This window comes from Limnohabitans sp. TEGF003, from assembly GCF_055395455.1.
This window is the reverse complement of record NZ_AP029225.1, coordinates 934005-952090: the sequence shown is the minus strand read 5'-3', so window position 1 is coordinate 952090 and position 18086 is coordinate 934005. Positions and strand designations below refer to the sequence as shown.

Annotated in this window: 16 protein-coding genes; 4 read left to right on the top strand and 12 right to left on the bottom strand. The window is 58.3% G+C overall.

Going from position 1 to position 18086, the window contains the following annotated elements; genetic code table 11:
* Positions 1-37 precede the first annotated feature (37 nt).
* The 9 genes from ACZ5RT_RS04595 to ACZ5RT_RS04555 all read right to left on the bottom strand — a co-directional run bounded on the left by ACZ5RT_RS04595 (position 38) and on the right by ACZ5RT_RS04555 (position 10406).
* Complete coding sequence (locus tag ACZ5RT_RS04595; RefSeq protein WP_416560259.1) at positions 38-1027, bottom strand: ABC transporter ATP-binding protein; 990 nt, start codon at positions 1025-1027, stop codon at positions 38-40.
* Entirely contained in the window at positions 1024-1992 is a 969-nt protein-coding gene (locus ACZ5RT_RS04590) for an ABC transporter ATP-binding protein (protein WP_108428385.1), read from the bottom strand. Before ACZ5RT_RS04590 ends, ACZ5RT_RS04595 begins: the two co-directional genes overlap by 4 nt.
* A complete protein-coding gene (locus ACZ5RT_RS04585) occupies positions 1989-2897 on the bottom strand; it encodes an ABC transporter permease (protein ID WP_464453660.1) in 909 nt (302 codons plus the stop codon). Before ACZ5RT_RS04585 ends, ACZ5RT_RS04590 begins: the two co-directional genes overlap by 4 nt.
* 3 nt (positions 2898-2900) lie before the next feature.
* A complete protein-coding gene (locus ACZ5RT_RS04580; RefSeq protein WP_464453659.1) occupies positions 2901-4484 on the bottom strand; it encodes an ABC transporter substrate-binding protein in 1584 nt (527 codons plus the stop codon).
* Positions 4485-4515: 31 nt separating this feature from the next.
* Positions 4516-5763 (bottom strand): M20 aminoacylase family protein, encoded by a 1248-nt coding sequence (locus ACZ5RT_RS04575; protein ID WP_422172009.1) that lies wholly within the window; start codon positions 5761-5763, stop codon positions 4516-4518.
* Between the two features lie 2 nt (positions 5764-5765).
* Positions 5766-6746, bottom strand: coding sequence for an ABC transporter permease (locus ACZ5RT_RS04570; RefSeq protein WP_108428389.1), 981 nt, complete (start codon positions 6744-6746; stop codon positions 5766-5768).
* A complete protein-coding gene (locus ACZ5RT_RS04565) occupies positions 6746-8356 on the bottom strand; it encodes an ABC transporter substrate-binding protein (RefSeq protein WP_464453658.1) in 1611 nt (536 codons plus the stop codon). Before ACZ5RT_RS04565 ends, ACZ5RT_RS04570 begins: the two co-directional genes overlap by 1 nt.
* Before the next feature lie 141 nt (positions 8357-8497).
* Positions 8498-9145: a DUF3047 domain-containing protein gene (locus tag ACZ5RT_RS04560; RefSeq protein WP_464453657.1), complete on the bottom strand. Its 648-nt coding sequence runs from the start codon at positions 9143-9145 to the stop codon at positions 8498-8500.
* A gap of 226 nt (positions 9146-9371) precedes the next feature.
* Positions 9372-10406, bottom strand: a complete 1035-nt coding sequence (locus ACZ5RT_RS04555) for a porin (protein ID WP_464453656.1) — start codon at positions 10404-10406, stop codon at positions 9372-9374.
* A gap of 353 nt (positions 10407-10759) precedes the next feature.
* Between ACZ5RT_RS04555 and coq7 the strand changes: the two genes are divergently transcribed.
* Positions 10760-11386 (top strand): 2-polyprenyl-3-methyl-6-methoxy-1,4-benzoquinone monooxygenase, encoded by a 627-nt coding sequence (gene coq7, locus ACZ5RT_RS04550; RefSeq protein ID WP_464453655.1) that lies wholly within the window; start codon positions 10760-10762, stop codon positions 11384-11386.
* Positions 11387-11413: 27 nt separating this feature from the next.
* Here the strand turns inward: coq7 and ACZ5RT_RS04545 are convergent, their stop codons facing one another.
* Together ACZ5RT_RS04545 and ACZ5RT_RS04540 are read right to left on the bottom strand one after the other, a co-directional pair.
* Positions 11414-12634: an ATP-binding protein gene (locus tag ACZ5RT_RS04545; RefSeq protein WP_464453654.1), complete on the bottom strand. Its 1221-nt coding sequence runs from the start codon at positions 12632-12634 to the stop codon at positions 11414-11416.
* A 43-nt stretch (positions 12635-12677) separates the two neighbouring features.
* Positions 12678-13130, bottom strand: coding sequence for an OsmC family protein (locus ACZ5RT_RS04540; protein WP_464453653.1), 453 nt, complete (start codon positions 13128-13130; stop codon positions 12678-12680).
* 332 nt (positions 13131-13462) lie between these two features.
* On the opposite strand from ACZ5RT_RS04540, the gene ACZ5RT_RS04535 reads away from it, so the two are divergent.
* The 3 genes from ACZ5RT_RS04535 (at position 13463) to ACZ5RT_RS04525 (ending at position 17192) form a co-directional block, all read left to right on the top strand.
* Positions 13463-13768, top strand: a complete 306-nt coding sequence (locus ACZ5RT_RS04535; protein WP_464453652.1) for a hypothetical protein — start codon at positions 13463-13465, stop codon at positions 13766-13768.
* A gap of 105 nt (positions 13769-13873) precedes the next feature.
* A complete protein-coding gene (gene ilvA / locus ACZ5RT_RS04530) occupies positions 13874-15421 on the top strand; it encodes a threonine ammonia-lyase, biosynthetic (RefSeq protein WP_464453651.1) in 1548 nt (515 codons plus the stop codon).
* A gap of 298 nt (positions 15422-15719) precedes the next feature.
* Complete coding sequence (locus ACZ5RT_RS04525; RefSeq protein WP_464452555.1) at positions 15720-17192, top strand: IS5 family transposase; 1473 nt, start codon at positions 15720-15722, stop codon at positions 17190-17192.
* Here the strand turns inward: ACZ5RT_RS04525 and ACZ5RT_RS04520 are convergent.
* A complete protein-coding gene (locus tag ACZ5RT_RS04520) occupies positions 17149-17892 on the bottom strand; it encodes a hypothetical protein (RefSeq protein ID WP_464453650.1) in 744 nt (247 codons plus the stop codon). The genes ACZ5RT_RS04525 and ACZ5RT_RS04520 overlap by 44 nt on opposite strands.
* Between the last annotated feature and the right edge of the window lie 194 nt (positions 17893-18086).

Sequence of the window (18086 nt, the reverse complement as noted above, 5' to 3'; positions counted from 1 at the left end):
ATGCGCACACTGCAAAGCAATGGCGTTCAAGTCCGCATCACACCACCGCGTGACAAGCGATCTTGATGCCTTTGAAGTCGCGCAGCGGCGGGCGCTCGGCGCGGCAGATGTCGGTGGCCTGCGGGCAGCGGGGGTGGAAGGTGCAGCCGCTCGGTGGGTTGAGCGGATTGGGCACTTCACCTTGCACGGGGGTGCGGGCGCGGCCCGTGTCGTGCATCTTGGGGATCGCGTCCAGCAGCATCTTGGTATAGGGGTGCTGCGGGTTTGAGAACAAGGTCTGTTTGTCGGCCAGCTCCACCAGACGCCCCAGATACATCACGCCCACCTGGTCGCTCACATGGCGCACCACGGCGAGGTTGTGGCTGATGAACAGGTAGGTCAGGCCCCGCTCACGCTGCAGGTCTTTCATGATGTTGAGCACCTGCGCCTGCACGCTCACGTCAAGCGCCGAGGTCGGCTCGTCGCACACCAGAAACTCCGGCGCGGTGGCCAGAGCACGGGCAATCGAGATGCGTTGTCGCTGGCCGCCCGAAAACTGGTGTGGGTACTTGACCATGTCGAGCGGTGACAAACCGACCGATTTGAGCAATTCGGCCACGCGGGCTTTGAGCTCTTCGGCGTCGCTGATCAAGCCATGCTCCTTGAGTGGCTCGCCGATGATGTTGTCCACCGTCCAGCGTGGGTTCAGGCTGGCATAGGGGTCCTGGAAAATCATCTGAATGCGCTGACGCATTTGCCGTGCATCGGATGATTTGAACGCGGCGTGCGCGTCTTGGCCGTCGAAAGTCAGGCCGCCGCGTGTGGGCTCATACAAACCCACCAGCAGGCGGGCCACGGTGCTTTTGCCGCAACCGGACTCGCCCACCAGGGCCAGGGTCTTGCCGCGCTCGATCTCGAAGCTCACGCCATCGACGGCGTTGAGCATCTGGCGCGGTTTGCGCTCGATCACACGGTTGAGCCAGGGGGCCGACACATCAAAGGTTTTGGCCAGGTCGTGCGCGACGACCAAGGGCTTTTTATCGCTCATGCCGCGCTCCCATCGTGCAGCCAGCAAGCGGCCTGGTTGGCACCCGCCTGGACCAATTCGGGTCGGTCTTGGCGGCAGCGGTCAAAGGCTTTGGGGCAGCGCGGGTTGAAGGCGCAGCCTTGCGGGATGGCGTTCAGGCGCGGCATGGCGCCGTCGATCTGGTTCAAACGTTCGCGGTCACTGTCCATGTCGGGGATCGAGGCCATCAGGCCTGCGGTGTAAGGGTGGGCCGGGTGGTTGATGACCTGGTGCACCGGGCCGATTTCGGCCACGCGCCCGGCGTACAACACGGCCACGCGGTCACAGGTCTCGGCGATCACGCCCATGTCGTGGGTGATCAGCATCACGGCAGCACCCCGGTCTTTGCAGACCTTTTTGAGCAGGCTGATGATCTGCGCCTGAATGGACACATCGAGCGCGGTGGTCGGCTCGTCGGCCACAATCAGTTGCGGTTCGGCAGCCAAGGCCAAAGCGATCACCACGCGCTGGCGCATGCCACCCGAAAACTGGTGCGGATAATGGTCGATGCGCTCTTCGGCGGCCGAAATGCCGGTGTCCTTGAGCAACTGGATCGCACGTTGCCGCGCCTCCTGGGGCGTCACGGGCAGGTGGGCCAGAATGGTCTCGGTCAGCTGCCTGCCGATGGAATACAGCGGGTTGAGCGAGGTCAGCGGGTCCTGAAAAATCGCACCAATCTTGCGGCCCCGAATGTGGCGCATTTGATCGGCATTCAAGTGGTCGATGCGCTGTCCTTCCAGCAATATTTGCCCCCCGGCCACGCGGCCTGGCGGCTCCAGCAGGCCAATGATGGCCGCGCCCGTGAGCGACTTGCCTGCGCCCGACTCGCCCACCACGCCCAGAATTTCACCAGGGGCGATGTCGAAAGAAATATCGTCCAGCGCACGCAGCGTGCCGTGGCGGCTGGGGAATTCCACCACCAGGTTTTTGACTTGTAAAAGACTCATCGCAATCTCGGATTCAGCGCGTCGCGCAACCAGTCACCCAACAAGTTGACGGACAAGGCGATCAGCACCAGCATCAGGCCCGGGAAAATCGTGATCCACCACTCGCCCGAGAACAAATAGTCGTTGCCCACACGAATGAGCGTGCCCAGTGAGGGCGAAGTGGGCGGTGCTCCCACACCCAAAAATGACAGCGTGGCTTCGGTGATGATGGCCGTGGCCACCTGGATGGTGGCCAGCACCATGACCGGGCCCATGACATTGGGCAGCACATGCTTGGCCATGATGCGCAAAGGTGCCACGCCCGTCACGCGGGCGGCCTGCACATATTCCTTGTTGCGCTCCACCAGCGTGGTGCCACGCACCGTGCGGGCGTATTGAACCCACCCGGTGAGCGAGATCGACAAAATCAACACACCAAAAGCCAAGGACTCGTGCGCATTGGGGAACAGAGCACGCCCCACGCCCGCGATCAACAGCGCCACCAAAATGGCGGGGAAAGACAGCATCACATCGCACAAGCGCATGAGCAAGGCATCAATCCAGCCGCCTTTGAAACCCGCCAGCAAACCCAGGCCCACGCCCACGACCACCGACAACACCACCGAGGCCAAGCCCACCACCAAAGAGATGCGTGAGCCGTAGATCAGGGCCGACAAAATGTCACGCCCTTGATCGTCAGTGCCCAGCAAAAACTTGGTGCTGCCGCCCTCCATCCAGGCCGGAGGCAAGCGGGCGTCGCTCAGCTCCAGCGTGGCCAGATCAAACGGGTTGGTCGGTGAGACCCAGCCGGCAAAAATCGAACAAAAAAGACAAACGAAGGCGATGCCAGCCGCCAACATCGCCGTGGGCGATTGGCGGAAGCTGTAACCGACATCGCTGTTCAGCCAGCGTTTCAATGCGTTCATGGATTACTTGATGGTGATGGACTTGAACGGCATGTAGTTGTCGCCGCGCTGCACCAGGGTGACCTTCTTGCTGGTGCCCCAGGCCAGAGCCTGCTGGTGCAGCGGCAAGTGGCCAATGTCGGCGCTGTGCAGCTCAAAGGACTCGCGGATCATGGCGTTGCGCTTGGCCTGGTCGGTCTCGCTTTGCACCTTGATCATCAACTCGTCGACTTTGGGGTTGCAGTAGGAACCCAGGTTGAACTGACCTGCACCCTTGTCGTCGGGGCAGCGCATCAGCGCGTTCAAGGCGTTGTGGGCGTCGTAGGTGCTGGGGGTCCAGCCGAGCAAATAGAAGCTGGTGTCGCGGCGCAGAATTTTGGGGAAATAGGTGCCCTTGGTCTCAGCCTTGAGGTTGACCTTGATGTTCACGCGTGCCAGGTTGGCGGCCACGGCTTCGCAAATCTGGCCGTCGTTCACATAACGGTCGTTGGGGCAGTTCATGTCCACCGAGAAGCCTGTGGGGTAACCCGCTTCGGCCAGCAACTTCTTGGAGGCCTCAGGGTCAAAAGGCAGGCGCTTGTTCAGGTCGGCGCTGTAGCCGTTGATGCCGGGGCCCACCATCAGGGCGCTGGGGTTGGAGGCGCCACGCATTACGGTGCGCTTGATGCCTTCGATGTCGATGGCCTGGTAGAAGGCCTGGCGCACGCGCTTGTCCTTGAAGGGGTTCTTGCCCTTCACGCTGGAGTACAGCAGCTCGTCACGCTTTTGGTCCATGCCCAAAAAGATGGTGCGCAACTCGGGGGCCACCAAGGCGCGGGTGTTGGCACCCGCATTGATGCGCGGCACGTCCTGCACGGGCACAGGTTCCATGATGTCGATCTCGCCCGACAACAATGCCGCCACGCGGGTGGGGTCGTTGGCGATGACGGAGAAGATCACCTCGTCCACGTTGCCCTCGATCTTGCCCCAGTAGCTGCCGTTGCGCACAAAGGTGGTGCGCACATTGGGCTGACGCTCGCGCAGGCGGTAGGGGCCTGTGCCGTTGGCGCGGAAAGAGGCCGCGTTTTCAATGCCTTTGCGGCGGTCCACTGGGCGCGTGGCCTGGTTGTCCTCACACCACTTCTTGCTCATGATGTACACGGTCGACAAGACGTTGGGCAAGATGGGGAAAGGGGACTTGGTTTCGATCTCGATGGTGTGGCTGTTGATCTTGCGCACTTCCTTGATGTCGTTGGTGTTGCTGCGCATGTCCGAGCCTTCGCCTGCAGCACGGTTGATCGAGAACACCACGTCGTCGGCGGTGAACGGCGTGTCGTCATGGAAACGCACGTTCTTGCGCAGCTCGAAACGCCACACGGTGGGCGATGTCTGCTTCCATGAAGAGGCCAGGCCGGGTTCAAACTTCAGGTCCTTGCTCACGGCCACCAGCGATTCGTAGACGTTGTTGGTCACGCTCAGTTGCAGCGACTCGTTGAGCGAATGCGGGTCCATCGACAAGGCGTCGCCCTGGTTGGCGATGCGCACCGTGGCCGCGTGTGCAGCGCCCAAGGACAAGGTCGAGACGATGGCCGCAGCCACCAGCGAGTGGGAGAGTTTGGAAGTGCGCATGAGAAAACTCCTGAGGTTGAAAATGAAACGGTCAAGGTTTGACCGTGGTGCCCATGGGCAAGGCCTGCTCCACCAAACTGGCGTGCAAGGCCGCGCCCAAAGGCAGGATCTCGTCGTTGAAATCGTAACGGCTGTTGTGCAGCGGGTGCGGGCCGGGGCCATGGGGCAGGCCTTGGCCGATGCGGATGTAGGCCCCGGGTTTGGCCTGCAGCATGAAGGAAAAATCTTCGCCGCCCATGCTGGGCAGCATGTTGCGCCAGACCTTGTCTTCGCCTACCAAGCTGGCCGCCACATCGCAGGCAAACTGCGCTTCGGGCACGGTGTTCACCGTGGCGGGGTAGACGCGCTCATAGGTCAATTCGGCCGATGCACCAAAGCCCTGGGCGATGCCGGTGCACAAAGAGCGCAGACGGTCTTCGATCTGGTCTTGCACGCCCTCGCTGTAAGTGCGCACCGTGCCCACCAAAGTCACCTCGCCCGGGATCACGCTCATCGCACCGGGATGGCCGCCCTGCATCGAGCAGATGCTGACCACCGCCTGGTCAAAGGCCGACAGGTTACGGGCCACCACGCTTTGCGCGGCGGTGATGATGTGGCCTGCCACCAGAACGGGGTCAACCGCCTGGTGTGGGCGCGCACCGTGGCCGCCTTTGCCGCGGATGTGGATCTCGATCCGGTCCACCGCCGCCTGCATGGGGCCAGGGGTGATGCCGATCACGCCCAAAGGCGTTTCGGGGGAGTTGTGCTGGGCGTAGACCTGCTCACACGGAAAGCGCTCGAACAAGCCGTCTTCCATCATGGCGCGGGCACCCGCATAGCCTTCTTCGCCGGGCTGAAAAATCAGCACGGCCGTGCCGTCAAAGCGCCGGGTTTCGGCCAAATAGCGCGCAGCGCCCATCAGCATGGCGGTGTGGCCGTCGTGGCCGCAGCCATGCATGAGACCGGGCTTGGACGATTTCCAGGTGCATTCGTTGAACTCGGTCAGGGGCAGCGCATCCATGTCAGCCCGCAGGCCAATCATGCGGCCGGGGTTGCTGGCCGAGCGACCTTGGCCGTGCACCAAGGCCACCACGCCGGTTTTGCCGATGCCCGTGTGGATGCTGTCCACACCGCAAACCTTGAGCATCTCGGCCACGCGGGCTGAGGTGTAGACCTCTTCAAAGCCCAGCTCGGGGTTGGCGTGCAGGTCGCGCCTGAAAGCCGTCAACTCCGGGTGGAACTGGGCGATGCGTGCAAACGCCGCGCCCCGCCCCAAGACTGACTGCAAAGAAGCGCCCATGCTCAGTGCCCCCCGGGCTTGCCCACGCGCAGGCGCGGATCGACCACAAAGTACAGCAAGTCCACGATCAGGTTGATGACCACAAAGATCAAAGCGATCAGACACAAATAAGCCGCCATGACCGGGATGTCGGCAAACGTGACCGCCTGAATGAACAGCAAGCCCATACCCGGCCACTGGAACACCGTCTCGGTGATGATGGCAAACGCGATCAAACCGCCCAACTGCAGCCCAGTGATGGTGAGCACGGGCACCAGCGTGTTCTTGAGCGCATGGCCAAAGTGGATGGCGCGGTTGGACAAGCCGCGTGCACGCGCGAACTTGATGTAGTCGGTGCGCAGCACCTCCAGCATCTCGGCCCGCACCAGACGCATGATCAACGTGAGCTGGAAAATGGCCAATGTGACGGCGGGCAGCGTGATGTGGTGCCAGCCCTTGGCCGTCATCAAACCACTCGTCCACCAGCCCATTTGCACCACCTCGCCCCGGCCAAAGCTCGGGAACCAGCCCAGCATCACGGCGAACACCAGGATCAACAAAATGCCGATCAGGAAGGTGGGCAGCGAGACACCCAGCAACGAGATGGTCATGATGAGCTGGCTGGCCCAGGTACCCCGACGCAGAGCGGCGTACACCCCCATGGGGATGCCAATGACCAGCGCCAAGGTGGCGGCCACCAAAGCCAGCTCCAGGGTGGCGGGCAGGCGCTCGGCGATCAGGCGCGAGACCTTGGCCCCCTGACGCAGGCTCAGGCCAAACTCGCCTTGCACCGCGTTGGACAAAAAGTGCCAGAACTGCACGAAAAACGGCTGGTCCAGACCCAGATCGGCACGCAACATGTCGATTTGCTCTTTGGTGGCGTCTTGCCCCAACAAGAACACCACCGGATCGCCCACATACTGGAACAACAAAAACGCGATGAAAGCGACCGTGACCATGACGACCACGGCCTGGATCAGCCGCTGCAGGATAAAAGCGAGCATCAGTTGACCTTGATCAGCGACCAGTCGAGGCGGTTGTCAGGGCGGTGCACCACTTCCACATTTTTCTTCATGGCCCAAGGGATGACCTGGTTGTGCAGCGGGATGTGCGACACCGTGTCGTTGGACAACTGCAAACCTTCGGTCAGCAGGCGGTTGCGCACGGGCAAGTCGGTCTCGGTCTTCACGCGGTCCACGATGTAGTCCATGCGCGGGTTGCTGTAACGGCCCACGTTGTAATTGCCGTCACCCCCTGTGCCCACGCTGCGGGTGAGCGATTGCAGGCTGTACAGCGCATCAAACGTCGGCACGCCCCAGCCCAGCATGTAAATGCTGGCTTCGTAGCGCTGGATCATGGGGAAATACGTCACCAAAGGCATGGTGCGCAGCTTGGCCTTCACACCCACTTTGGCCCACATGGCCGTGATGGCCTGGCAGATTTCTTCGTCGTTGATGTAGCGGTTGTTGGGGCAGGCAAAGTCCACCTCAAAGCCGTTGGGATAACCGGCCTCGGCCAGCAGCTTCTTGGAGGCATCTTGCGAATAAGGGAAACGGGTGTCGACAGCTTTGGTCCAGCCATTGACTTGCGGGGCCACCAGTGCGCCCGTGTTTTGCGACAGGCCACGCATGGTCACGCGGTGGATGGTGTCGATGTCAATGGCCTGGTACAGCGCCTTGCGCACTTTCACATCCTTGAGCGGATTCTTGCCCTTCACGCTGGAGCCGGGCAGCTCATCGCGGTGCTGGTCCATCCCCAGGAAAATGGTGCGGTTTTCAATGCCATCCACCACCTTCAGGTTGGCGTTGTTGCGCATGCGGCCCAGGTCTTGGGGGCTGGGGTCCAGCACGAAATCGATCTCGCCCGACAACAAGGCGGCCGCGCGCGTGGCTTCGTTCTTGATGGGGGTGTAGACGATTTCGGTCACATTGGTGGGCACCTCAGACCAACCCCACCAGTTGGGGTTTTTCACCAGCACCAGCTTTTGGTCGGGCTGCCACTCTTTGACCATGTAGGCGCCGCTGCCCATGGCATTGCGGTGGGCAAAGTTTTCGTCCTTGGTTTTGGCGTCTTTGGGCTCCACCGACTTGTTCTTCTCGGCCCAGGCCTTGCTCATGATGCGCAGCTCGGTCAGCTGGTTCAACAACACCGGGTTGGGGCCGCTCAAAATGATGTCCACGGTGTTGGCGTCAACCTTGACGATGCGGCTGAAACCTTGGGTGTAGACGTTGAAGTTGGAGGTCTTGGCACGGGCACGGTCCAGAGAAAAGACCACATCGTCAGCGGTCAGTGCGCTGCCATCGCTGAACTTGACGCCTTTGCGCAAGTTGAAGCGGTACTGCGTGGCCGACATCTCTTTCCACGAGGTGGCCAGCTTGGGTTCGATTTTGAAGGTTTTACTGTTGTAGTAGACCAGCGAGTCAAAAATGGCGGCATGCACGCCATTGCCGAGGGCGTTGTTTTGTGAATGGATGTCGAGCGTGGGGATATCGCTGGCGCTGGACCATTTGAAGGGCTTGGCCTGCACGGCAGTGGCAGCGCCCATGAGGCCCGCCAACCCCAAAGACAACACCAGCGTGGTTGTGCGGACAGACAAATTTGCAACGTTTTTCATCAAATCACCTCGTTCATGGATTGCGATGTACAGAACTGCATACTATGCAACATTCAGGCCCGAGTCAGGGAGAGGGAATTCCCCCAAATAGCCTGTCGCGCACAGGACTGGTGCACGCCTAGGTTCCTCAAGCAGACGACTTCAGTCCAGCCGAATGTCGCCGTACCAGGCCCGGACATGGCCACGGGTGTTGTCCGAGTCGGTCATGATGGCCATGCCCACCAAGGCGCCGGGCGCTTCGCCAAATGCCCTTTCAAAGTCGGCACGCACATCGCGCTCATACTGCCGCCACTGCCGGATGTGGGCAGGTCCAGTCTCCACGACCAACTTGCGCACACGGTCGGTGCGCGGGTTGACGATGACCGAGTCGATTGGGCGGCGGTTGCACCACACATACATCAAGGTGGCATATGGCAAAGGCTCGCCCGTGAGCGCCTCGGTCAAATCGCTGAGCATGGCATTTTTGGCTGAAAAACGGCTGCGGTCTCCCTCGAACGCCAGGATCAGGCGCACAGGCGCGTCCTCGCTGTCACGCTCGCCCATATCGGCTTCTGCCATCAAGTTGTCGATTTGCCACGCAAATTGCAGACGTCCCAATTGGTTTGCAGGCACGTTCAGCCGCTGGCGCAGCATGCTGGCAGAAGCCTCGGCATCCGCCTGCACAGCCCCCCGCTGATCGCGTCTGGTCATTTTGAATGCAGTGCGTAATTTTCCGGGCAACGCTACCGGCTCCCACTGCGCTTTGTCTTGTGGGCTGAAATGCAATCCGCCGCCAGGCTTGGTCAACACGGCAGTCTTTGGCCGAGCCTCTTGAAACGAAGCACAAGCACTCAGCCCGAAGGCCAAAGCCAGTAAACAAGCCTGTCGAATCCGAATGCGCAGATGGTTCATGTTCATTTTGGTGGATTACCCAACATGGCTGTGCATCTTACGGCAAGGGTATAAAAAAACCCACCGTGCTGACACGGTGGGTTTTTAGTCTTTTAACTCTTAACTGGCTTTCGCCAGCGGGGAATTAGAAGGAGTGGGACAGACCCAGGTCGAAACCTGTAGTCTTGTCGCCAGTTTTTGGCTTGGTGTTAGCAAATGTTGTGTAAATGCTTGTACGCTTGCTCAAGTTGTAAACATAGCCAACAGCAAATTTGTCAGTGTCAACTGTAGCGCCTTGCTTGGAGTTGGACCATGCAGCCTTGGCAACACCAGCACCCAGAGGAGCAGTCAAGCCAATCAAAGTACCTTTGACTTTGTCAGCGTCAACGCCGCTTGCGGAGTCTTGGTCTTGCGAGTAAACAGCCATGATCTTGGCAACGCCCAAGTCGTAAGAAGCGCCGAAGTTGGTGCCATCGTGTTTGGTGTTCAAAGCTGTATCGTACTTGGCAGTGGCCAAAGCAAGGCTGACAGGACCGTTAGCGTAAGTGGCACGCAGACCATTGCCGGAACCAGAGTTTTTGCCGTTGGTTGTATCGTTAGATGCGTTTTCGCCCAAGTAAGTCTGCAACTGAACTTGGAAACCATTGAAGGAGGGGCTGAAATAACCAATGCTGTTAGAAGCACGTACGCCTGTCAGCAGAGTTGCTGGGTTGGCGCCAGCGTTGGCTTGGGATGCACCCACGCCGTTAGTACCGAACGGATCGTACACAGTGTGGTTCCAGAACAAAGGTGTGAAGTCACGACCAACGCGGACTTCACCAAAACCACCCATCAAGCTCAAAGTAGAGCGGCGGTTGAAGGTCAGGCCTTGTGTGCCAGCGCTTGTCAAAGCAGTCACAGCTTGGTTGTTGGTGTTGGTTGCATCGCCAGCACCGCTGTCGTTATTAACACCAGCTTCCAGGTGGAAACCAGCTTTCATGCCGCCACCCAGGTCTTCTTCTCCACGGAAACCAATGCGACTGGAGTTCTGGGCGGAGTCGGTCATAGCTGTTGTCTTTTTAGCACCAGTCTTGGTGTAAGTGACGGCAGCGTCAACCACGCCGAACAAAGTCACGGAAGATTGTGCGAAAGCAGCGCCGGAAACTGTCAGAACAGCCAGAGCAATCAGAGTTTTTTTCATTGCAAATTTCTCCAAAGTTTAAAAAAGAGCTTCGAATCCACCAGGTGAAGTTCACCCGTCTGAACGCTTAGCCAACCTCCAAATTCGGAAGGTTGTATGTATTCGACCAGAGCAAGGCGTCTTTTCCAAGAATTTCAAAGAATAAAGGTCTTTTCCGTTGCATCTCTGCAACAAACCTGCAAAGGTTGTTTTTAATTGAATCACTTTCACTCTATTTTTATCAATGAATTCAACAACTTCCAAGGATTGTCAAAAGCATCAAATCAAGAGTTGCACTTTCCTAACTTCTATAAATAACCAGTCGGTCTCCCCTTGCACTCAAGATTTCAATGCTCTTTGATAAGCTACCCTTTATGAACACCGATGCTTTGATCCTGGCTGCTGACAGCGCATTGCGCACCCTGTGGGCCGAGCCCCGTGCCAGCCGCCCCACGCCCATGGCCCCTGCTGCTGAGCTGGAATTGACCGATACCGAGCGGCGCGAGGCAGCTGCGCTGATGCGCGTGAACCACGTGGGCGAGGTCTGCGCCCAAGCGCTGTACACCGGGCAAGCGTTGGCGAGTAAAGACCCTGCACTGCGCGCCCAACTGGCCGAGGCCAGCCGTGAAGAGACCGACCACCTGGCTTGGACGCAGCAGCGCCTCAAGGACCTGAAAGATCGCCCTTCGCTCTTGAACCCGCTTTGGTACGCAGGCGCCTTTGCCATTGGCTATGCCGCAGGCAAGCTGGGTGGCGACAAAGTGAGTCTAGGCTTTGTGGTCGAGACAGAGCGGCAGGTGGAAGCGCACCTTCAAAGCCACATGGACCGCTTGCCCGCAGCCGACAGCGCCTCTCGGGCCATCGTGGCGCAAATGAAAGCCGACGAAATGGCCCACGCCCAAATGGCCATGAAGGCCGGGGCAGTGGAGCTGCCCGGACCCGTCAAGTCACTGATGCAGCTGGCGTCCAAGGTGATGACGACGGTGGCGCACCGGGTTTGAGCCTGGCTGTGTCATGGCATACAGGGTCTACAGATAGGCCATGGGTATGGCCGTGACACTCGGTGACAAGGGCACGTCACGTGGCACAAGGCACAACACAACCCCGGAGCCAACCTTCTTACCCAAGTGTTCTGCCGCGCCAAAAACTTTGCTGGCCTGTGTGGACGGTGTAGCGGTTTTCTTGATCTCAACCGGATAAATCACATCGTCGGTTTCAATGAGCAAATCAATTTCTTTTTGCTCGGTGTCCCGATAAAAGTAGAGTGGTGCCTCTTTGCCGTTGTGCCAATAGCTTTTCAGAATTTCAGCCACAGCCCACGTCTCCAAGATGGCACCCGACATGCTGCCCGCCTCCAGCGCTTCGGGCGAGCTCCATTTGGTCAGGTAAGCGGCCAGCCCTGTGTCCAAAAAATACAATTTGGGTGACTTGAGCATGCGCTTGGCCAAGTTGCGGTGGTAAGGCTGCAGCAAATAGACGAGGCCAGATGCCTCCAGCACCGACAGCCAGGCTTTGGCAGTTTTGGTGTCGATGTCCACCTCGTTGGCCAAGTTGGCGTAATTGAGCAGCTGCCCGGTTCTGGCAGCCACCACACCCAAAAAACGGTGAAAACTCAAAGGGTCCGAGACTTTGAGCAGCTCGCGCACGTCGCGCTGTACATAGGTCTGTACGTACGAGCGGTAAAAAACATCGCGACTTTGGGGGCCTTGTGTCTGCAAACGCGGGTAAGCCCCCAACCAAATTTGCGCATACAAATCCTTTAGCGACTGGGGCTGTGCTACCGCACGGGCCTGGGCAATCCATTCGGGGGTGGGCACAAAGGGCTGCGATGACATGGCACGACCTTGCTGCTCGGCCTGGGACAGACCCAACAAATCCACAATGGCCACGCGCCCTGCCAGGCTTTCGGTCAAGCCCTGCATGAGTTGAAACTTTTGCGAACCGGTGAGCCAAAACTGTCCGTTACGCGGGTCTTTGTCAACAGCCATTTTGATGGCGCTGAACAGTTGGGGCGCGTATTGCACTTCATCGATCGTGACGGGTGCAGGCCAGGTCTGTAAAAACAGCGCAGGGTCTTGCTGGGCCAGTTGGCGCATGTCCATATCGTCCAGCGTGACGTAGGCCCGGGCGCCTTCGCTGCACATGGCCAGCAAAGTGGTTTTGCCCACTTGGCGCGGCCCGGTCAACATCAAAACCGGAAAGTTCTGACTGACACTGCGAATGGTGGTTGCAAGGGTTCGGTTGAGCATGATTTTCTGAATTTATGGAAAGTGTTTCCATAAATTCAATATTTTACGCCACTTCGACCACCTCAAAGCTGGTCGTGATCTCGGCCGTTTTGCCCAGCATGATGCTGGCCGAGCAGTATTTGTCGTGGCTCATGGCAATGGCCCGCTCTACTGCAGTGGCTGGCACACCTTTGGCTGAGACTGTGAAATGCATGTTGATCTTGGTGAAGACTTTGGGGTCCACCTCGGCGCGTTCGCTGCTGATCTTGACGCTGCAGCCGCGCACGTCATGCCGCCCCCGCTTGAGGATGAGCACCACGTCATAGGCCGTGCAGCCACCGGTGCCAGCCAAAAGCATCTCCATCGGGCGGGGCGCGAGGTTCTGGCCGCCGTTTTCTGGCTTGGCGGCGTCGGGCGCACCGTCCATGTTGACGATGTGGCCCGAACCGGTTTCGGCCACAAAGCCCATGCCCGAGCGGGTACCGGCAGCGCCGGTCCAGGTGACTGTGCATTCCATTTTCATGTCCTTATTGAGTGGCCAGCCTTACGCCAGCAAATGGGTTGTGCGTATGTTACCCAAGCCCAATTTGTTCTTTGTCACAGCCACTTTGTTCTTTGACATGCCGAATTTGTTCTTTGTCATACCCGCGCAGGCGGGTATCCACGGCCGACGAAGGCAAAAGACATGGACCCCCGATCAAGTCGGGGGTGACAAATTTGAGCTTTTGGGCGACCAATTCGGATATCGGGCGACACATACGGGCTTCGGGCGACACATACGGGCTTCGGGCGACAAGCCGGGTCGGTTGGCACAATCGACCTGTGTCATACCCGCGCATGCGGGTATCCATGGCCGAAGAAGGCAAAAGACATGGACCCCCGATCAAGTCGGGGGTGACAAATATTCAACTTGGGGATGGCAAATATTCAAGCCAGAGGAAACAAATATTCGAGCTGGCAGGGCTGGCCAGCATTCGTGCAGGGGGCGACAGCTATCCAACCCGGGTAAAGCCCAAACAGCGGACGAGCATCTCGGGATTTGACAATTTTTTGCATTTTGAGACACCCAACTTGCTGCAACGCAACAAAAACACCCGTACAATTGCGAACAAGCGTGCTTTTTTGCATGCACCTCTTGTCTCCTCCACCCTCTGAAAAGGTGGATTTGCCCCAAGTCGCAAGACTTGGGGCATTTTTTTGGCCGTTATCATCAAGCCCACACTTTTTAGGCGATGCGGCACGTCCGCCATCGCGCCGGACATGACGACCCCACACCTGAAACCCGCCGATTACCTGATCAAAATCCTGAACGCCAAGGTCTATGACGTGGCCAGCGAATCGGCCCTTGAAACCGCCAAAAACCTGTCGCGCCGCCTGGGCAACCAGGTGCTGCTCAAGCGCGAAGACCAGCAGCCCGTGCACAGCTTCAAGTTGCGCGGGGCGTACAACAAGATGGCGCACCTGAGCCCTGAGCAGCTCAAAAAGGGCGTGATCTGCGCCTCGGCTGGCAACCACGCGCAAGGCGTTGCTCTCAGCGCCAGCCGCCTGGGCACCCGCGCCGTGATCGTCATGCCCACCACCACACCGCAAGTCAAGATCGATGCGGTCAAAGGCCTGGGTGGCGAAGTGGTGTTGTTTGGCGACAGCTATTCCGACGCTTACAACCACTCGGTGGCGCTGGAGAAAAAACAGGGCCTGACCTTTGTACACCCGTTTGACGACCCGGACGTGATCGCGGGCCAAGGCACGATCGCCATGGAAATGCTGCGCCAGCACCAAGGGCCGCTGGATGCGGTGTTTGTGGCCATTGGCGGCGGCGGCCTCATCAGTGGCGTGGCCAACTACATCAAGGCGGTGCGCCCCGGCGTCAAAGTCATTGGCGTGCAGATGAACGATTCGGACGCCATGATCCAGTCGGTGAACGCTAAACAGCGCGTGACGCTGCCCGATGTGGGCCTGTTCTCGGACGGTACGGCCGTGAAGCTGGTGGGCGAGGAGACCTTCCGCGTGGCCAGCAACTTGGTGGACGACTACATGACGGTGGACACCGACGCGGTGTGCGCGGCCATCAAGGACATTTTTGTGGACACGCGCTCCATCGTGGAGCCCGCTGGCGCATTGGCCGTGGCCGCCATCAAGCAGTATGTGGCCACGCACAAATGCAAGGGCCAGACCTTTGCGGCCATCTTGTGCGGCGCGAACATGAACTTTGACCGCCTGCGCTTTGTGGCCGAACGCGCCGACGTGGGCGAAGAAAAAGAAGCCCTTTTTGCGGTGACCATTCCCGAAGAGCGCGGCAGCTTCAAACGTTTTCTGGAGCTGATCGGCAGCTTGCCGGGTGGCCCGCGCAATGTGACCGAGTTCAATTACCGCATGAGCGACTCGGACAAAGCCCACGTGTTTCTGGGCTTGAGCACCCACGGCAAGGGAGAAAGCGCCAAGATCGCGGCCAAATTCAACAAGCAGCAATTCAAGGCGATTGACCTGACGCACGACGAGCTGGCCAAAGAGCACATCCGCCACATGGTGGGCGGGCATTCGGCGCTGTCCCAAGACGAGCGCCTGCTGCGCTTTGAGTTCCCCGAACGACCCGGTGCCTTGCTCAAATTCTTGAGCCTGATGCGCCCGGGCTGGAACATCAGCCTCTTCCATTACCGCAACCAGGGTGCGGATTACGGGCGCATTTTGGTGGGCCTGCAAGTACCGCCCAAGGACGGCAAGGCGTTTGACAAGTTTCTGCAGGCGCTGGGGTATCCGTATGCGGAAGAGACGGACAACCCGGTGTATCGGTTGTTTTTACGTGGGTGACTTGACCACATAAAAAAAGCCACGCACATGGCGTGCGTGGCTTTTTATGGGTGCTTATTGTTTTCGAGTATCAAAACTCAATGCATTCTCAACGCGGCGAGAGTCGAATCCCCACAATGTTGAGAAGGAGTAGAAGTTATTGGCTTTGAAACTTGTTCCTTCACAATGACCTAGTCGCCCCTGCAAAACCCCTGCAACCCGCATGAATGCTTGTGATCTGGGGTGAATCCGGATGGTCAGAACTCTCAAATAGTTATTCAATGGAGGCTGTTTTCTGGGAGTTTTTGAAAGCAGCGCCATGACCGATGACTTTTTCCGCAACCGCCTGGACCAGATGATCGATTTGCGTCACCCGCTTGCGGTACTGGCCAACCGCATGCCTTGGCAAGAAATCGAAGCTTCCCTCGCCCATCGTTGGGCACGCCAGGTCAAGGCGGGCAAGAAGATCGAAGATTTGGATTTGTTTGGCCCGGTCTCGGCCGTTGCCGGTGGCGGCGTCTCCAATGCTGGCCGTCCTCGTTTGCCCACCCGTCTGATGGTGGCGCTGCTGTACCTCAAGCATGCGTTCAACGAGAGCGATGAAGACGTGATTCAGCGTTGGGGCGAGACCCCCACTTGGCAATACTTTTCTGGCAATGAGTATTTCGAGCACCAATGGCCGTGCGACCCGACACAACTGGGGCGCTTCCGTAAAGCCCTTGGCGAAGAAGGTGTGGAAGAGCTGCTGGCCCGCACCATGGAGGTGGCCGTCACGCTCAAGCTGATCGCCAAGAAAGAGTTGACGCGCGTGATCGTGGACTCCACGGTGCAAGAGAAAGCCGTGGCGCACCCCACCGACAGCAAGCTGCTGGAGACGGCCCGGTCCAAGGTGGTCGAGGTGGCCAAAGCCAATGGCATCGAGCTCAAGCAAACCTACGCCAAAGAAGGGCAACTGCTGGGCTACAAGGCTGGGCGCTATGCCCATGCCCGTCAGTTCAAACGCATGCGCAAAATGATCAAACGCCAGCGCACCATCGTTGGACGGCTGCAGCGCGAGGTGGCTCGCAAGATGACCACGCTCAGCCAAGCCATACAAGACACCTTGGGCCAGACCTTGGGCAAGGCCAAACGCTTGGTCACGCAGACCGGCAGCCGCAAGGCAGTGGACAACCGCGCCAAGCTCTACAGCTGGCATGCACCCGAGGTGGAGTGCATCTCTAAAGGTAAAAGCCGCAACCCCTACGAGTTTGGTGTGAAGGTGGGTCTGGCCATGACGCTCAAGGGCAATCTGATCGTGGGCGCCAGGAGCTTTCCCGGTAACCCGTATGACGGACACACCATGCACGAGCAGATCGAGCAAAGCGCCATCCTGATGCAAGGCTTGGGGGTCAAGCCCGAGGTGGTGTACGCCGACCTGGGCTACCGGGGTGTGGACAAGGACAACCCGCACATCGAGATCAAACACCGTGGCAAGGACAAGCGGCTCACAGATGAAGAGCGCAGGCTGCTCAAACGCCGCCAAGCCATCGAGCCGATCATCGGGCACCTCAAAGCGGATCACCGCATGGATCGCTGCCACCTCAAGGGCTCAGAGGGTGATGCGCTGCACGCGGTGCTGTGCGCGGCGGGCTACAACATCCGCTGGCTGCTGCGGATGATCGCCAAGAAAGGCCTGGGCCTTTTGTTGTGCCTGTTGCAGGTGAGTGGTTTAGCGGGTTTGTTTGAGAAATTGGCAGAAATCTTCGGCCTCAAACGACTGCAAAACTCAGATCAACGCTGGGCGCTGGCTTGAAATGAATTTTGCAGGGGCGACGACCTACACCTTGACTAGAACAAGGGATCGTTATTTTCCTCAAATTAGATCGAAAACGAACATCATCTGTCGTTGATTTTTTTACACATTCCAAAGTGCCACTCACCAATGTCCAATTTGTTTTTGCTGGATCGGTAGCCGAACAAGAACCACCAGGATTAGGATAATATGCTCCGCTTATCCTTGCACCTGTTGGTAACCAGGTCGTATTTGAATCAACTGACCAATAGTCTTCGCCATTTTGACCTGCAAGAGAGATTTTAGAAACGGTTGAAATTTTTACAGATCCCGACGTTGTGGCCGTTGTACTGGCAATTTTTGACAAAGCAGCGTCTGTGAGTTTGGGCCAGTTGACCGCTTTGATTTCCTCAATCGCAGGCGCTCTCGCAATCGTGCGCCTGACAGCTCGGCCTTGCAAGTTCAAATTGGTTTCATTGTCATAAAACTCATAAGTCCAATTGCCTTGGTTTGGAATGGCTTTCAATTGCTCATCAGTCCAATCACCCACGCCTGTATCTGGGTTTTTGCCCCAAAACAAATTGGTGTCTAACTCTCTCGCTGACCGGGTATTCGCTGAGTCAAGATTTGCGCTGGCCAAACGCAAAACACTTGTGACACCGTTTGTATCTGTCGGGCTAGCTACCAATACATAGTAATCGTAGCCAGTCTTCTGTTTCAAGTGCAGCGTCTTACCGCTTGGGGTCTTGACCTTTATATAGGTGACAACCGGACCTTGGTTATTGGCGTTATTGCCATGCTTGTTGGCGTTAGCATAAATAGTCGCCCCTGCAAAACCCCTGCAACCCGCATGAATGCTTGTGATCTGGGGTGAATCCGGATGGTCAGAACTCTCAAATAGTTATTCAATGGAGG

Coding starts and splice junctions, on each gene's coding strand:
- ACZ5RT_RS04570 (WP_108428389.1), bottom strand. CDS start 6,746: ATGCTCGCTTTTATCCTGCAGCGGCTGATCCAGGCCGTGGTCGTCATG.
- ACZ5RT_RS04545 (WP_464453654.1), bottom strand. CDS start 12,634: ATGCTCAACCGAACCCTTGCAACCACCATTCGCAGTGTCAGTCAGAAC.
- coq7 (WP_464453655.1), top strand. CDS start 10,760: ATGAACACCGATGCTTTGATCCTGGCTGCTGACAGCGCATTGCGCACC.
- ACZ5RT_RS04565 (WP_464453658.1), bottom strand. CDS start 8,356: ATGAAAAACGTTGCAAATTTGTCTGTCCGCACAACCACGCTGGTGTTG.
- ilvA (WP_464453651.1), top strand. CDS start 13,874: ATGACGACCCCACACCTGAAACCCGCCGATTACCTGATCAAAATCCTG.
- ACZ5RT_RS04590 (WP_108428385.1), bottom strand. CDS start 1,992: ATGAGTCTTTTACAAGTCAAAAACCTGGTGGTGGAATTCCCCAGCCGC.
- ACZ5RT_RS04585 (WP_464453660.1), bottom strand. CDS start 2,897: ATGAACGCATTGAAACGCTGGCTGAACAGCGATGTCGGTTACAGCTTC.
- ACZ5RT_RS04575 (WP_422172009.1), bottom strand. CDS start 5,763: ATGGGCGCTTCTTTGCAGTCAGTCTTGGGGCGGGGCGCGGCGTTTGCA.
- ACZ5RT_RS04555 (WP_464453656.1), bottom strand. CDS start 10,406: ATGAAAAAAACTCTGATTGCTCTGGCTGTTCTGACAGTTTCCGGCGCT.
- ACZ5RT_RS04580 (WP_464453659.1), bottom strand. CDS start 4,484: ATGCGCACTTCCAAACTCTCCCACTCGCTGGTGGCTGCGGCCATCGTC.
- ACZ5RT_RS04535 (WP_464453652.1), top strand. CDS start 13,463: ATGGCCGAAGAAGGCAAAAGACATGGACCCCCGATCAAGTCGGGGGTG.
- ACZ5RT_RS04540 (WP_464453653.1), bottom strand. CDS start 13,130: ATGGAATGCACAGTCACCTGGACCGGCGCTGCCGGTACCCGCTCGGGC.
- ACZ5RT_RS04595 (WP_416560259.1), bottom strand. CDS start 1,027: ATGAGCGATAAAAAGCCCTTGGTCGTCGCGCACGACCTGGCCAAAACC.
- ACZ5RT_RS04525 (WP_464452555.1), top strand. CDS start 15,720: ATGACCGATGACTTTTTCCGCAACCGCCTGGACCAGATGATCGATTTG.